This window comes from Ignisphaera sp. (assembly GCA_038735125.1).
In the GTDB taxonomy this organism is placed as follows: Archaea; Thermoproteota; Thermoprotei_A; order Sulfolobales; family Ignisphaeraceae; genus Ignisphaera.
This window is the reverse complement of record JAVYNU010000010.1, coordinates 19,167-35,289: the sequence shown is the minus strand read 5'-3', so window position 1 is coordinate 35,289 and position 16,123 is coordinate 19,167. Positions and strand designations below refer to the sequence as shown.

General features: G+C 39.6%; 13 protein-coding genes. 5 read left to right on the top strand and 8 right to left on the bottom strand.

Annotated elements, in window-relative coordinates:
- Nucleotides 1-54: 54 nt before the first annotated feature.
- The 6 genes from QW284_09140 to QW284_09115 all read right to left on the bottom strand — a co-directional run bounded on the left by QW284_09140 (nucleotide 55) and on the right by QW284_09115 (nucleotide 5,712).
- Nucleotides 55-1,026, bottom strand: a complete 972-nt coding sequence (locus QW284_09140; protein ID MEM0339830.1) for an aldo/keto reductase — start codon at nucleotides 1,024-1,026, stop codon at nucleotides 55-57.
- A gap of 82 nt (nucleotides 1,027-1,108) precedes the next feature.
- A complete protein-coding gene (locus QW284_09135) occupies nucleotides 1,109-1,819 on the bottom strand; it encodes an HAD family hydrolase (protein ID MEM0339829.1) in 711 nt (236 codons plus the stop codon).
- 46 nt (nucleotides 1,820-1,865) lie between these two features.
- Entirely contained in the window at nucleotides 1,866-2,771 is a 906-nt protein-coding gene (locus QW284_09130; protein ID MEM0339828.1) for a type II secretion system F family protein, read from the bottom strand.
- Complete coding sequence (locus QW284_09125; protein ID MEM0339827.1) at nucleotides 2,768-3,661, bottom strand: type II secretion system F family protein; 894 nt, start codon at nucleotides 3,659-3,661, stop codon at nucleotides 2,768-2,770. The genes QW284_09130 and QW284_09125 overlap by 4 nt, the downstream gene beginning before the upstream one ends.
- Nucleotides 3,642-5,195 carry a type II/IV secretion system ATPase subunit gene (locus tag QW284_09120; protein ID MEM0339826.1) on the bottom strand — a complete coding sequence of 518 codons (1,554 nt, stop codon included), beginning with the start codon at nucleotides 5,193-5,195 and terminating at the stop codon, nucleotides 3,642-3,644. Before QW284_09120 ends, QW284_09125 begins: the two co-directional genes overlap by 20 nt.
- Nucleotides 5,196-5,259: 64 nt before the next feature.
- A complete protein-coding gene (locus tag QW284_09115; GenBank protein MEM0339825.1) occupies nucleotides 5,260-5,712 on the bottom strand; it encodes an archaellin/type IV pilin N-terminal domain-containing protein in 453 nt (150 codons plus the stop codon).
- Nucleotides 5,713-5,877: 165 nt separating this feature from the next.
- Between QW284_09115 and QW284_09110 the strand changes: the two genes are divergently transcribed.
- The 5 genes from QW284_09110 (at nucleotide 5,878) to QW284_09090 (ending at nucleotide 13,098) form a co-directional block, all read left to right on the top strand.
- The gene (locus QW284_09110) at nucleotides 5,878-6,315 is read left to right on the top strand and encodes a hypothetical protein (GenBank protein ID MEM0339824.1); all 438 of its coding nucleotides are present in this window, start codon (nucleotides 5,878-5,880) and stop codon (nucleotides 6,313-6,315) included.
- Nucleotides 6,290-8,143, top strand: coding sequence for a hypothetical protein (locus tag QW284_09105; protein MEM0339823.1), 1,854 nt, complete (start codon nucleotides 6,290-6,292; stop codon nucleotides 8,141-8,143). Before QW284_09110 ends, QW284_09105 begins: the two co-directional genes overlap by 26 nt.
- Nucleotides 8,144-8,279: 136 nt before the next feature.
- Nucleotides 8,280-9,614, top strand: a complete 1,335-nt coding sequence (gene rbcL, locus QW284_09100; protein ID MEM0339822.1) for a type III ribulose-bisphosphate carboxylase — start codon at nucleotides 8,280-8,282, stop codon at nucleotides 9,612-9,614.
- 73 nt (nucleotides 9,615-9,687) lie between these two features.
- A complete protein-coding gene (locus QW284_09095; GenBank protein ID MEM0339821.1) occupies nucleotides 9,688-10,452 on the top strand; it encodes a phosphoglycolate phosphatase in 765 nt (254 codons plus the stop codon).
- A gap of 111 nt (nucleotides 10,453-10,563) precedes the next feature.
- Nucleotides 10,564-13,098, top strand: a complete 2,535-nt coding sequence (locus tag QW284_09090) for a hypothetical protein (protein ID MEM0339820.1) — start codon at nucleotides 10,564-10,566, stop codon at nucleotides 13,096-13,098.
- A gap of 14 nt (nucleotides 13,099-13,112) precedes the next feature.
- Here the strand turns inward: QW284_09090 and QW284_09085 are convergent, their stop codons facing one another.
- Together QW284_09085 and QW284_09080 are read right to left on the bottom strand one after the other, a co-directional pair.
- Complete coding sequence (locus QW284_09085; protein MEM0339819.1) at nucleotides 13,113-14,570, bottom strand: FGGY family carbohydrate kinase; 1,458 nt, start codon at nucleotides 14,568-14,570, stop codon at nucleotides 13,113-13,115.
- Between the two features lie 5 nt (nucleotides 14,571-14,575).
- Nucleotides 14,576-16,069, bottom strand: a complete 1,494-nt coding sequence (locus tag QW284_09080; protein MEM0339818.1) for a rhamnulokinase family protein — start codon at nucleotides 16,067-16,069, stop codon at nucleotides 14,576-14,578.
- Nucleotides 16,070-16,123 lie beyond the last annotated feature (54 nt).

Sequence of the window (16,123 nt, the reverse complement as noted above, 5' to 3'; positions counted from 1 at the left end):
GAGAATTGCTGCACAATTTCTTAACATTTTATATGTATTTACAAAAATCCTGCTTTAATTTATTGTGTGCAATGTGTAGTTTAGGGAATAGCTTATTCTGATTGCTTTGCTAAGTTCATCTATTGCAACCCAGTCTTCGAAACTTAGCCTCCAGCCAACAGATCCAACGAGATCCACTACCTGTTCAGGGCTTTTTGCCCCTGGTATTGGGACTACAACAGGGCTTGACATTATGAGCCAGTTCAATGCTACTTGTGTTGGTGTCTTGCCATATTTGTCCCCAATCTTTTTGATTAGTTGCACCAGCGTCCATATCTTTTCAAAGTTCTGTGGATGAAACACAGCTTCTCTCGCTCTAACATCTGTGAACTTGGGTAGATTCTCAGGCGTATACTTCCCTGTTAAAGCACCTTTTGCTATTGGACTCCACGCTTGTAATGTTATATTATGTTTTTCTGCGTATGGTATTATCTCTTCCTCGGCCCATCTCTCAACCAGGTTGTATCTATATTGAAAGATCTCTACATCGGCTCTTGATAGACTTGATCTAAAGCTTTCAATAAGCTCTACGGGGTAGTTGCTTAGGCCTAGGTATCTAACTTTACCCATGTAGACAAGTTTCTCCAGATACTTTGCGTACATTCTAGTTGGGTAGTTATGCCAAATGGGTGGCCAATGAACTAATAGACCATCTATGTATCCAAGGCCCAGAATCTTTATTGAGTGGTCAACCGCCTTAAATACATCCTCAGGGTTTAGAAACTCTGGCATTATTTTTGTTGTAACAATCACCTCATCCCTCTTAACACCAATCTCTCTTAGCGCCCTCCCCAAAACACTTTCGCTTAGGCCAAGCCCATATGCCATAGCTGTATCAAAGAAGTTTACACCAAGTTCAACAGCCTTGGCAATAACACTCTTGGCTTTTTCATATTCTGTCAAACCCCAAGCTTCACTAAACTGCCATGCACCCAAACCTATTCTCGAGATCTTTTCTCTCGTCTTTCCAAGCGTTGTGTAATCCAAAGCTTCCACCAGTAGAAAACTTTTCTCACTCTTAAAACTTAAGATTTTTTCGCATATGAAAAAGACTGCGATGTTTACATAGCTAAAGCTCTTCTAAAACCTCTATAATCTGTGGAAATTCGCCTATCAATGCAAGTCCAAGATCCTTTAAGACCAGTTTGTTTCTCCCTCTCCTCCTGTCTATGTGAATAGCCTTCATACCAGCAGATAATGCACCCCCAACATCCTCGATAACACTATCTCCAACGTGTGCAATTCTTTTAGGCTCTTCCCCAATTTTCTTTGCGAAAATGAAGAATATTCTTCTATCAGGCTTGTTTATCCTTGTCTCGTCAGAGAAGACTAGGGCTTCGAATATATTGTATATGCCAAGTCTTTTGAGAAGGTCTATTGTGTATATGCTACTCCAGAAAACTGTGTTGCCTATCACCCCAAGCTTGAATCCAAGTCTATGCAAAAGCTCGAGAGTGTCTATAACATCTCCAAATATGATGTCTTTGGGGTCTGCAGATGCAAATGCATCTGAAATAGCCTCTAAAACCTTGTTTGTTTCAATCCCAAGTCTTTCTGCAAGCATATTCTGAGACTCTATGACTATGTCAAAGCCGTCTATCTCCCCTAACCTTCTCCTCAATTTACATTTATCATAAACAACTCTAATAACCTCTAAAACCTCCGCAACATCTACTTTTGGAATATGGACGGCAAGTCTCGAGGCAATAAAGCTAAACATTTTATTTATATCCAGTATAGTGTCCCAGACATCAAATGATAGTACACGCACCGAAACCATTTTTGAAGCCTGGGAACAGGCTTTTGTTTATGGACTTAGAACAAGTCTATATAAATGCATATACAAGTGAGAATATTAGTGATGATGCGAGTATTGCTATAGCCGAGTATTTTAAGAATGGCACAATCTCGCCGTAGATCATTCTGCTAATAGCTATAGAAGATATCACCGCTATGAATATTGTTGAGATGTAGTAAAGAGAGAGTGTATAGTATATATCTATTGAAGCTCTAGCAAATGGTGTTGAAAAAGCCGCTTTAGCTATGTATGAAAGTAACACTATCGTTATTATGCTTCCCATGACATATGCGAAGATTGTTAGGTATAAAAGTGCTTTGTAACCCTCTAGCCTTGTTCTTCTCAACTCATTCAATCTTGATAACTGAAAAGAGAACCTCTCAGCAATTGACAGAACCTCTGCAACCCTACCACCACTTACAAATCCCACAGGTAAGCAAGAGAGAACAGCTTTGACCTCTCTGGGAACATCGCCAAAAACAGTTTCAAATGCTTTAAATGGGTCGAAACCAAGCTGAATAAGCTTAGCGAACCTAATTAGATAGTCTTGGAGAGGTTTGCCAACAGCGTTTGATGAAAGCTCCACAGCCTTGGACATGGGAACACCAGCCCTGACATATGAAGATAATACAGTTATAAAATCCTGTGTCTGCCTGCCCAGCCTCCTCCTAGTCTCTATATCCTCTTTGAAAAGCAGGTAAATGGATAACATAGTGAATGAGATTATGCACCCTATCGTGGTGTAAGAGTCTGGGGAGAGGAGAACGGGTATCGGTATATAATAGAATCTTACCTTTATATACAGACCTCTGATACCCCTAAAAAAATTGAAACCAATTAACTTTGTGATTAGAGGCAACACTATCAGCGGTAATATGAGCCCCAGCAACATAACAATTACAGAGAGCACTATTACCCTTGGCTCCTTTCTCAAGGTCTCATCCTAGACACTATAACATCTGATAAAACCACTATGGATGCAGAGGCTGTAGGAACTAGAAGAAGTGTTGTTAGGATCATAAGAGCATCAAATGATAGCCAGCTAATTGGGTATATTAACAGAAGCGCTGCTATAGACCCTACGAGTACTGGTATTAGCAATGCTACTGCGACATATACCTCCATATAAACATTCAAAGTCTCTACAGCTCTCTCAATCCTAATACTATATCTGCTTACATATCTCTCTAAAAGACTTGATAACAAGTCTGTAACCCCACCCCCAATGGCTATTGCCGAAGCCAGTGAAGAAAACAACTCTCTTAGTGTCTGAGACGGAGTTATGCTAGCAACTCTCTTCAGAGCTTCATCAGCTGGGACACCAGCTTTGATAAGTGATGTAGCTAGGTCTATCTCAACAGAGAAGAACTTAAAGTCTCTTCCCAAAACAATTGGGAGAGACTCTAGAATTCTATATATACTCTGTCCAGAGGCGCCTAGAAGAGAAAGTGCTAGTAGTAGCTGTAGTGTTTTAGACTCTACAACCTCTCCTCTATTACTATAAAGAATGATTGGTATAAATATGGTCAACGCCATCGCAATAGGCAATACTATTAGAAGTGGTATAGCAAGAGTCAATAGTACTATAGCTAAAGGCGAGGCAAACATATACAAAGCAAAGAACGCTGATGAGATGGAGGAGACTAGGAATACTAGTAATAAGATCTTTGAGGACCTTTCAACATATTTCCTATAGCTTGTTGCAATTCCAGATCCGATTACCATTGTCTCCAAATCAATTTTGAAGAATTTTAGAGCCATTATAATAAGTTTTTCAAATGGGGATTTAGAAATCTGTGAAATGCTATATAGCTTTCTTCTCAATTTCATCAACAATTCTGAATCTATATGGCTTTTCAACAAATTTTACAGCCTCTAGATATGTTGTTACTGGATCTCTCCTATATCTTCTCACTAAACTATGTATTTGAATAACGTCCATTTCCTTCTTAACTGCGTAGAGAAGCAAAGTTGCTCTCCTAACTAGATCTTCTAAAATATCCTCATAACTTGTCAAAAGAAGTTGTGAAATGTCTTTCAATAACCTGCTTTCAGATAAGTTAAAGAGCCAGGAATCAGACTCTCTATCCCATTTACATAAAAGCTTTATGGTAATCCTATTTGTTGCTGGATCATAGTCCCAGATCTCATGCACGTATGTGACTTTCCTCACAATGCTAGTTCTATACAAAAGTCTCTGAATTTGTACAAAAAGCTTTGCAGATGCTATAAGAGATACTGGCACATTCATTGGCGGTGAAGAGAGTCTTCTAATTAGAGACTCCACGTTTTCTGCATGAATCGTTGTTAGCCCTCCATGACCTGTTGAAACAGCTTGGAAAAAGCTATAGGCTTCTCTAGACCTTATCTCGCCAAGTATTAGAACATCTGGTCTCTGCCTCATAGCAGCCTCAACTTGTGCCTGGAGAGTAACATTCTGGATGTTTGGATCGCTACTCAGTCTAGATACCATGGACATCCAGTTCTCATGGAATGGCAATCTAATTTCCTGTGTATCTTCTGCAGAAACTATCTTTAGTTCAGATGGCAATAGCATTGCAACAGCATTTAATAGTGTTGTCTTGCCCGATCCCGTTGGACCGTAGAACACTATTCCCTGCTTATTTTCAGCTGCTAGCCATACCAACGAGGCCACGCCGGGGTCTAGCATACCACTATTTATTAGCTCAACTATTGAGAAGGGTCTCTCTCTATACTTTCTAACGGTAAAGCTGTGGCCGTGTGTAGAGACTATATCAAGAACTATGTGCACCCTATAGCCCTCTGGCCTCAAAATACCTTCTACAATTGGTTGAGCAATAGAAACCTCTCTATCAGCTCTATAAGCAAGTTTCTTCACAATAGAGTTGAGCCTTTCAGGAGATAGAGCAACATTTGTTTCTAGCCACTCATATCTTCTATGAAAAACATGAATAGGTCTGCCAACGCCATCACATGTTATATCCTCTATCTCAGGATCTCTAATGAATGGATCTATCTCTCCATAGCCAACAAAATCTCTGAGAACATAGTAAACAACTCGATCAAGTGAACTCTTTGAATCTTCACATCTCTTTCTACCGAAAAACTTTCTACAGAGGTTATACACCACATCATTTGCATATTCATAGCCATCATCAAAGCCATTGAAGCTTGAAAGTCTCTTCAACATCTCAACATCGTTAAAAATAGTCTCAACAACCCTCCTCCTAAGTTCCTCGAGAAAAGAGGTTAAGTCAGGCTCTCTAACAAAATACCTTAGTTTACCATCTAATCCCTTGACAATTGATACTTCCACTATTCCACGAAAACCAATTTTATAACCCTCTACAGCTTCGTAGCTCTTATCAATAAGCATGAATATCACTACAGCTTCGTAATATCACCTTCAGTTACTTTATAACTACCTTATATTTTAACTATTATGATGAATAGACAAATATATACTCGTTCTCCACACCATTAGATGTAATAAGCTTTAGTCGATAGCTAAAGCCTGGAACCATAACTGTGTCTGCTCTTGAGATATCTATTGATATTTTAGCTAGCTTTCCTGGTGTAATGCTTGTTCCATTTATTTCTTGCACATCTACCACATTTCCGTTTATGTCTAATATATATGCAGTGACTATCTGAATAGGTACGTCGCCAACATTTCTAACAAACGCGATGATTTTCTTTCCAGTCATATTTACATTTACAGCCTCTATTTTCATTCTCTCTCTAAGGGCTTGGTTTTGTCCTATTGGTGATGAGGACGCAAAAGTAGATATCCATAGCCAGAGTAAAACACCTGCCGAAACGGTTATTAGTATGAGTATTATAGTTGCTATTACTGGAGATACACCCTTCAAACAACATCTAATAAGGCCCATCTCTCTCACAATTATATACTATAGTTTGCTCAGATTTATAAACATAATTTTGGTAAGCGATTATCCGGAGAATTCATCTTCTTCAAATAATTGAAAATATGTTCTAAAACTGAAATCCACATTCTTTTTAACCTTTTTGCAGACTCTATAACTTGGGATCCTAGTTTGCGTGGTGTCAGCGAGTATGTGGCTACAGTAATAGTTGCTATAATAACAATGGCAGCTGGTGTATTAATATTCATACATAGTTACTATATTGCAAATTCCTATTACAATGCGCTTTCAAAAGCATTTGAAGAATCTTTGAAAAGCTCGTCTATGACCATCTTAGCCTCTTACATTTCAGGACAAAAACTTGTTGTGCTAGCTTCTACAGGTTCTATGCCTGTACAGATTTACTCTATCTATGTTAACGAGAGTTTGGCTAATTGTAGTATAGCATTCAATGATTCTGTAAAACCTTTAACATATTCAAACCCTATTATCGTGCCATATTACACAGCTTTTGTAGCTATATGCAATGTCAGAAATGCGAGTTATGCAAGTGTAAAGATCGTTTTTGATGGGGGTACGGCATATGCAAAAGCCCAGAAGATTGGTTAGCGGTATTTCAGCCGTTATAGGCGCTGTAATTCTCATTGCCATAATGGTTCTATTCATAGCTCTTTACATAGCGTCTATAGAGAGGTTTGGGACGCTGAGTCAAGAGGTAATAAGCAAGGTAGGTAGTCTACAAGAGTCGTCATCTACAGTAAGAAGTGTTGATGCTAGTTGGAGTTACAATGGTACCCATACAACCATTTTTATAGATAATCAAGCATCTAAATCAATACTTGTAGTATCTATTGCAATAGTGTATAGAGATGGCTCATATACAATAGTATCAAGATTAAACAAATCCATAAACATACTTGTAGCAATAGGCAATACACAGTATAGGCAACTACAGTTGCCTTTTGCAATACCACCTGCCACTCAAGCAGTGATAGCTGTTAAGACTGGTCAAGAACCAGCAACACTATCTTTAGCGATAGAAGCATCACCAATAACAACCATTATAATACCAAAGAAAACAAGCTATAGCGAGACATTTATTGTGAAATTAGAGCCACGTACAGGTAATGGGACAGAGACATGGGTAGGAAGAGTAGCCATTCCAATAATAAGAAAAGGTAAAGCTATGCATTTGTATCCTATCTCAGCAGAAGCTACTTACGCTACCATAAACATTCTCCATAACAATGCTAGCATTAATAGTAATTCTAACAAAAACATCTATACGTTGACAAGCTTCTACACCTATTTTACTGACCTGATTCTTTTTAACAACACCCTGAAGGCATACAAGATAAACATTACAATCACTTTCAATACAAATACCCCTGTCTATATAGCTACCCTAATGAATGGCACAAACATTTCGAACTATTGTAATGTCTCTACAACTACATCATTACAAGGATTTTTCACCATCGCATGTTACTATCCCATCAAAGATGGCGTACCTCTACACTTAGTTAACATCACTCTCGTTCTTCAATCTCAACAAATGTTTATATACACAATCTATAACATTTCAGCGTCTATCCTCGGATATTTTAGTGATTCTCTATTTGACTCTCTTATAGTTGGACTGGGGGATTTGATGCAAATCGCTTTCTACAATCTTTCCTCTATTAGCTTAGAATTTCTCAAACCTGTTTTCATTATTAACGCATCTTCACGCTTTGACGGCTCCACAACCATAACCTATGACACCCAAAACTACAGACTTTACATGGTTAATAAAAGCGGTATATTCTCTTGGGATCCCCTAGGATGGTCCTCTGCCACACATGGTTGCAAAACAATTGGCATTGGTGCCACCACTAATATTGTAGGTAGCAAGATAGTTGTTTTTCCAGGTGGATATAGCAATCACATCTGTGTATTTGATTTGTCTACTCATAACATAGTGAATGTGTCTTTGGATGGTTTTAAACTGTATGAATACACCTCATCAGCTATTTATAGAGATTCCATAGTTTTTACAGCTTTGGATAATGGTGGGGGTGTGATGGTGTTGCTGTTCAATACGACAACCGGTTATGTAAAATCCTTGTGGAGAACATCCATGTACTCTATAGCAGGTGTCGCAGTAGATAACAATAATTCAAGGTTGTACATAGTGTTTAGCGGCGTCTGGAAATATGCCAAAATACAGTGTCACACATATCAATATGTAAAGATTTTTGTTGGCTCACTGAAAACAGGCTTTTCTAGCTATACAAACATACCTATACAGCTTGTCATACAAAACATTCAAGGTTATGGCAATAGGGTAGGAATGTATAGAAACAACATTCTTATTATAGACATCGACACAGTTCTACTGATAGACCCTAACAGTATTGGACTAACGAAAACAGCAGAAGCATACCAAGTTCAGTAACAATATTAATGTCTTGGAGATCTTATAAAGCTTTTTATTGGAGTGTGAACTGTTACAGAATTGTTATACTTGAACATAATTTTATTTTCAGTAAGAAATATATATAAGAAAAGCTGTAAGAGTCGTGGGAAAAGATATGCCTAAAGAAGAGTTTGAGCCATATCATGCATGGGTCGACAAAAGCTATGTTCCAGACCCCAAGAAGGATGTTATCCTAACATTTAGAGTTACACCTGCAGAGGGCTTCTCTATAGAGGATGTTGCTGGGGGTATTGCTGCTGAGAGTAGCACCGGTACCTGGACAACACTATATGTTTGGTATGATCAGAACAGGCTTGAGAAGCTGAAGGGCAGGGCATACTTCTTCAAGGATCTTGGTGATGGCAGCTGGCTTGTGAGGATAGCCTACCCAGCTGAATTATTTGAGGAGGGCAATATGCCAGGTTTCCTCGCTAGTGTTGCTGGCAACATATTCGGTATGAGGAGGGCTAAGTGGCTGAGGGTTGAGGACATCTACATGCCTCTAGACTTCGTCAAGTATTTCAAAGGGCCTGTAAAGGGTTTGCGCGGGGTTAGAGACATTTTCAAAGTTTATGACAGGCCTATTGTTGGTACAGTTCCAAAGCCTAAGGTTGGCTACACAGCAGATGAGGTTGAGAAGCTAGCCTACGAGATACTGTCTGGCGGCATGGACTACATAAAAGATGATGAGAATCTTGTCTCGCCCAGTTACTGCAGGTTTGAGGCAAGGGCAAAGTCGATTATGAAGATCATCGACAAGGTTGAGAAGGAGACTGGAGAGAGGAAGGTATGGTTCGCAAACATAACAGCAGATGTTAGAGAAATGGAGAAGAGGCTAAAGCTCGTAGCAGACTATGGAAACCCATACATCATGGTAGACGTTGTCATAACTGGGTGGTCAGCCCTAACATACATAAGGGACAAGGCCGAGGAGTATGGACTTGCAATACACGCCCACAGAGCAATGCATGCAGCTATTACTAGAAATCCATACCACGGAATATCGATGTTCACACTAGCAAAGTTGTTCAGGATAATAGGTGTTGACCAGCTGCACATTGGAACACCAGAAGTTGGAAAGCTAGAGGCTAAGACCATAGACGTTATTAGAAATGCGAAGGTGTTGAGAGAAAATCCATTCAAGCCAGATCCAGACGACATATACCACCTAGAGCAGGAATTTGGATCAATAAAGCCTGCAGTTCCAGTATCATCTGGTGGTCTACACCCAGGTACGTTGCCAGAGGTTGTTAGGGTGCTAGGCAAGGATCTTGTGATGCAGATTGGCGGCGGTACGATAGGGCATCCAGATGGGCCAAGAGCAGGAGCGGCTGCTGTTAGACAGGCTCTAGAAGCAATCTCAAAGGGCATTCCACTAGAGGATTATGCAAGAGATCACAAAGAGCTTAGAAGAGCCTTGGAGAAGTGGGGAACTGTAAGACCCATATAAACAAAATTTTTAATCTAAACCCACTTTCTTTTTTATCACAAAACCCTTTAGCTAGTTTTTGGGTGTTTCGCTATTGAATAACAATGTTGAGAAGAAGCTACTTGAATCTCTAAAAGATGGCAGACCATCAGCAATATTTATCGATATAGATGGTGTTCTGACAATTGAGAGAGGTTCTTATGTAATAGATTTGGAGCTTATAGAGCTTCTCAGGAAGGTTATGGAATATAACATTCCAGTGTGTCTTGTTTCCGGAAATGCCTACCCAACTGTTTTAACGTTGCAGAGGTATCTAGGTCTTTCACCGATATTCATAGCTGAGAATGGCTGTGTGATACAATTGCATAAAGAGCTCATAAAGATATGTAGAGAAAACCTCGATCCGCTTGTAGATGAAATAGAAAAGGAGTTCCATTTGAAGAGATCGGCAAGCAATTTATATAGGCTATGCGATAGAGCCTTTCACGTGCCAGATGATGTAAAATCCAATCCTAGCAAGGCCAGAGAACTAGAAAAGAATATTATGGAGAAATATCCAAGTATATACGCTTTATATACAGGCTATGTGCTACACATATACCCAAGATACTGCAGCAAAAGCAGTGCAATAAGAATTGTCGCAGAGAAAATGGGGTTAGATCTAGAAAAAGCTATAGCAATTGGTGATAGCGTCACAGATGTGGACATGATTAAAACAGTTGGGATAGGGGTTGCCGTCGGCGATGCAGATGAAGAAGCGAAGAGAGATGCAAAAATAGTTCTACCGTTCAAGGCATCCCAATCAACAAAATATTTGATTTCAATTCTACTCAAACGTATTTCACAAATTCGTGAATAGAATATAAAAATAGAATACAAAGAAACTGTGCCGCCAATTCATATTCTTAATTTCCAGATAGAATGAAAGTATAAAAATTTTCAAAAAGATCTTCTCTCATGGGTGATCAATGTGATAAAGAAGCTTGTCGTGGCAACAGCTGTAATAGCTCTAATAGTTACTGGGGTGCTAATCTACTACATAGTTCTCTATACAAATAGACCCAGCATATCAGTAACAACCACCTCCACACCATCAACACAGTCGATACAAACAATGTCAACACCAACAATAGAAACAGCCACCTCCTCAATAACACAGTTACAAACACCTACAGCTTCGTCCAGCATCACAATAAAACCCTTAAACACAACATTTTTAAGTAGCACAATAGCCCCATCTTATATCATGACTCCTACAAGTACAGAAATAAGAGAGACTACCAGTACACCTACGCCATTTCAGACAACTCAGTCCACGACATCACCAACTAGTGTTGTACCATCTATTGAGGTGAGTAGTTACACCCAGAACGCCTCTTGTTATGATATCGTCGAAATAAACTTTAATGTTAGTGGTATAAAATATTCTAATCCTTTTGACAGTAGTGAAATAGATGTCTATGCAACCATTCTTACACCAGATAACAAATTATTGGCGATTCCAGCATTCTATACAAAAGACTATGAAATTCAAAATGTGTCACCAAATGAAGATCTTGTCGTGTTTATGGGAAAGCCACACTGGAGCATAAGATTCACACCACAGGCTGAGGGAGTATACAAAGTTGCTTTAATTGCTAAGAGCAAGGATGTTGAGATTAGAAGCAATACCCTAGAGATCTATGTGAAGAGTTGCAATAAATCGTTGAAGGGTTTTGCACATTTTGATAAGGATAGCGGGTATATAAGATTCGACAATGGCTCTTCACAGATTCTTATTGGGCTAGACTTAGCGTGGGCACCTAAGACAAGCACATCAATATCATTTTACAGAAGCTGGTTTGAGAGATTGAGTAGCAGTGGTGTGAAGGTTGTTAGAATAGGTCTTGTGCCATGGTCCCTCAACCTAGAGTGGAACAGGCTTCACTCATACGACTTGGCATCTGCTGCTAGGCTAGATGAGATATTGAAGTTTGCTAGAAAATACGATATATACATAATATTTGTTTTCATGTGGCATGACGAGCTAGCAAGCAAATGGAGCGACAACCCCTATAATGTTAAAAACGGTGGTCTTCTGGATTCCCCAGAACAGTTTTGGGGCAATCAGAAAGCCATGGATGTTTTCAAGGACAGGATAAGATACGCTGTTGCCAGGTGGGGGTACTTGCCAAACATAATTGCGTGGGAACTTGCAAACGAGGCGGACCTAACTACAAACTTTAACCAAGCAAGAGATAGCTTTGTCTCGTGGGTAGCCAACCTAGGCTCCTATGTAAAGTCCTTGGATCCATACAAAAGAGCTGTTACAATTAGCCTAGCAGACTACAACTCTGAGCCGAGGGTATGGCAACTAGATACAATAGACATTATAACTGTTCATAGATATGGTCCATCAGGACTCAAAGATATCGCATCAGCATTTCCAGAGATCATAGAATCTCTGAGAGTAAAATATGGCAAACCCATTGTTATAACCGAGTTCGGAGACGACTACAGATGGATTGGATACCCAGGCTTCACCGGAACGCCTTATTGGGTTCTAGATAAGAGTGGTGTCGGTTTGCATGAGGGGCTCTGGAGCTCCATATTTGCAGGCTCGCCAATCTCTGCTATGAGCTGGTGGTGGGATACCCAGATAGAGAAGTATAATCTATTCTATCATTTTAAGGCCCTAAGCAACTTTTTAAATGGTTTAGACCCTATAAAAAGTGGATTAAATAAAGTCAATGTAGTGGTAGAGAACGCAACCACAGATAAAGGTTATGTATCGAACATAACGATATATCCTGTAGCTGGGTGGATCACGCCTGGGGGTGGTCAGCAAAAACAGAATAAATATGTTATCAATCCGAATGGGTCTATAGAAGGCGATTTATCGTTATTAAGTAGCTTCATATATGGAAAGAGTCACTATCAAAACTTCTTAAACCCTGTATTCAGTGTCACCATACTTCAAAAGGGAAGGCTTATCATACATATAAACTCTGTTGGGAGGGGAGGGGCAATAGCCAGCATACATGTTGATGGAGTGAAGGTTAAAGAATTCGCTCTACCTGATAAGGATGGTAAAAGTGATGGAGAGGCAAATGAATATGGGGTAGATGTTGAAGTTGATTTAGGGCCTGGTGAGCATATTATTAAAATAGATAATGATGGTGTTGACTGGTTTACATGGGACTACATAAGAATCGAAAATGCTGTCTATGCTAAGGCAAAGATCCAGGCATTAGCACTAGGCAATAGAACCTTTGTCATGCTTTGGATTAGAAATAAAGACTATAACTGGTGGAATGCGGTAAACAATGTTACCATAGATAAGATGGAGAATGTTACAATATCTCTAAGCAATCTAGAGGATGGTGTCTACAAAATTGAGTTTTGGGATACATACCAGGGTGCTGTGGTACACGAAGAGAAGGTCGATGTGTCTGGTGGAAGAATTGAGATTGTTATTAAGGATCTTGACAAGGATATAGCCATAAAAATATTTAAAATTGGATAGTTTCTACACTAGGTCTATGCCTTGTAGAGCTCTTGCAGCTTTATCCATTTTTTCTCAAAGTTTTCTTTGAACCCTCTGTAAATTCTCGTTAATTCAGCATCTGGTTCAACAAACTCTACTGGTTTTAGAAATCTCTGTTTAATCTCATTTATGCTGGTGTATATCTTGTTTCTATATAGAATGGGTATTATTGTCCCAATACCAACCAGATCCCCGTGTACAAAAATTCTTCGTTCATATACAGATGCTCTTATCCTATTCCAAAGCTTGGATTTAGTAGCACCACCCGTTAGATTAACTTCGCTTATCCTAACATTAAATAGTTTTTGGAATAAATCTATGTAGAAGTTTTCAAGCATTGTTATTCCAAGTACCACACTCCTCAATATTCTACCAATAACAATATCCCTTGACTGGTCATACATAACAAAGTTTATGAGTGCTGGGGCAAGGTTTGGGTCATAGAATGGTCCTCTATCTCCATATGGGAAGAAGAGATATTCTGTCCCAGCCTCAACAGCTTCGATGTATCTAAAAGCCTCTTCTATAGATAATCCAAAGACTTTTTCTGAGATCCATGTTAGGTAGGCGCCCGTGAATCCTGTTGCTGAGCCTGCTAGGTACCCATCTAGGGGGTGTATGTGGTAGTATATAGCTGGGTGCATAACTATTCTGTCAACAGATATTTTGGGTACTGTTGTCGATCCTGTGTAGATGTTTACATCTCCTTTTCTAAGGGCCCCCCCAGCTAATGCAGCTGCATTTCCATCTGTCATACCTTGGTACACACTTGCATTGTGTAGACCCATTCTCTGTGCGATACGGCTCTTAGCTCTGCATATAAACTCTCCTGATGGAGCTAAATCGGGGAGCTTGTCTATTTCAATGCCTATAGAGTTGTATAGAGGTTCAAACCATTTTGGAGGTGTTGAGAGTATGTCTAGACCAAATTTTAATGCATTTGTATAATCAGCTTTAATATCTTCCCATTGCTCTCCCTCGTCATAGCAAAGCTTGTAGAGTAGCCATGTTGCTGCAGGGACAAATTTGTATACATTATCATATATATTGCTAAGAGTTTTTCTTATATAGAGCATTTTGACGAAAGGTGATGAGGCATCAACGCTAACACCACGTTTTGAAAGCTCGTTAACAGCCTCGATATTCCTAATCTCTTCAAAGACATCACCTCTCTTTTCGTAGTACATAACAGGGCCGTAGAGCGGATTACCAAATTTGTCAATTGCTATGAATGTTCCTGATGTGCTGTCTACCGACACATGCTTCTCGCAATCGGTACAGTTCTTCACAACTGTTGGCATGGCCTCGTCTATTGCCTTGATCCACTCCTCAACAGTTTGCTTTGATATACCAGCTTTTCCAGCTGATATAAGGTTCCCCTCTACATCATATACCTCTACACGAACACCACTACTACCAACGTCTATTCCAATAAATAATTGTTTACTCACTTGAATCACCTCGCATAGCCTATTATATTCAAAAATCTTTCGTAAGCCTCTTCATGTTCTCCGCCATGTCTAGGTTCAAAAACTCTAACTTTGTAGGAGTTTCTAACATATTCTCTAAGCTCTTTCAATGACTTTATTATACCAAGTCCAGCAACCTGTAGAAGGACATTTCCTATAGATGTTGCCTCCTCAGGACCGGCATAAACAACCTTGTTTGTGAAATCGGCTGTTAGCTGGTTCAAGAACCAGTTTCTAGAGCCCCCGCCAAATATGTTTATCCCCCTGAGCCTTCTTCCAAGAAGATCCTCAGCTTGTTCAAAGACAAGTCGATACTTTAAGGCGAGGCTCTCGAAAACAATTCTAAATAGTTCTCCAAGTCCCTGAGGCTTTTTCTGCCCGGTTTTCTCAAGATAAGACATTATCGCGTCTATCATGTTTTCTGGTGCTATAAACCCTTCGTAGTCTGGGTCGATAAAGGCTGTGAATGGCTTTGCCTCTTGAGCCATTTTCAAAATCTCTTCATATGATGGTTGCTGGCCTTTGTCAGCCAAAACCCTTCTAATTTCCTCAACTATCCACATACCCTGCACATTTCTCAGAAACGTTATTGTGTTGAATGCCCCACCCTCGTTAGTATAGTTGTACTCCATAGCTTTTCTGTTGATTAGTGGGTGGGGAAGTTCAACACCAACCAGAGACCATGTTCCAGAACTTACATAGCCAACATCCTCGGAGACCATGGGCCCTGCTGCAATGGCTGAAGCTGTGTCATGTGTAGCAGGTGCAACAACATCTATTTCCTTTGGTATGTCGAGTTCAGAGGCAAGCTTCGGATTTATCTTTCCAATCCTTGTTCCAGGCTCTATAACATCTGGGAATATGTGTGTGGGAACACCCAAAACCTCTAAAATGTCGAATGTCCATTTCTTTGCGCCTGGGTCGAGGAACTGTGTTGTTGTGGCTTCTGTGTATTCAGCAAATTTTTCGCCTGTTAACCAGTAGTTAAAGAGGTCTGGTATCATGAGGAATGTCTTAGCTATTCTAAGTTTTGGATCATTATAGTAGACCATGGAGAATATCTGATACAAGGTGTTTATTCTTATGAATTGTATACCTGTTCTCTCATATATTTTCTCCTTAGGGACTCTCTTGAAAATCTCTTCCATCATACCCTCGGTCCTCGGATCTCTATAGGTATGTGGATTTTCTATAAGCATCCCTCTCTCATCTAGTAAAGCAAAGTCTATGCCCCAAGTATCAACACCTATCGAAACAAGATCCTTGCCATACTTTCTATATGCAAGTTTAATTGCAGTCTTCATCTCATGCCATATCCTTAGAACATCCCAGTAGAGACTGTCACCAACTTTCACCATAAAGTTTGGCCATCTATAAAGCTCTTCAACACTAATAGTCTTCTCCTTCTCATCTACGAAACCTATCATTGCTCTACAGCTGGATGCGCCAAGGTCAAATGCTAAAATCACTATTTTGTCCATTATCCCACAGCATTAGTTAATAAAGGTTTCAAAAATAAAAACTTTTCATTGAAT

What these genes read in the sequence shown, in the direction of transcription:
- QW284_09135 (MEM0339829.1), bottom strand. Translation starts at nt 1,819, where the DNA reads ATGGTTTCGGTGCGTGTACTATCATTTGATGTCTGGGACACTATACTG.
- QW284_09120 (MEM0339826.1), bottom strand. Translation starts at nt 5,195, where the DNA reads ATGCTTATTGATAAGAGCTACGAAGCTGTAGAGGGTTATAAAATTGGT.
- QW284_09115 (MEM0339825.1), bottom strand. Translation starts at nt 5,712, where the DNA reads ATGGGCCTTATTAGATGTTGTTTGAAGGGTGTATCTCCAGTAATAGCA.
- QW284_09080 (MEM0339818.1), bottom strand. Translation starts at nt 16,069, where the DNA reads ATGGACAAAATAGTGATTTTAGCATTTGACCTTGGCGCATCCAGCTGT.
- QW284_09105 (MEM0339823.1), top strand. Translation starts at nt 6,290, where the DNA reads ATGCAAAAGCCCAGAAGATTGGTTAGCGGTATTTCAGCCGTTATAGGC.
- rbcL (MEM0339822.1), top strand. Translation starts at nt 8,280, where the DNA reads ATGCCTAAAGAAGAGTTTGAGCCATATCATGCATGGGTCGACAAAAGC.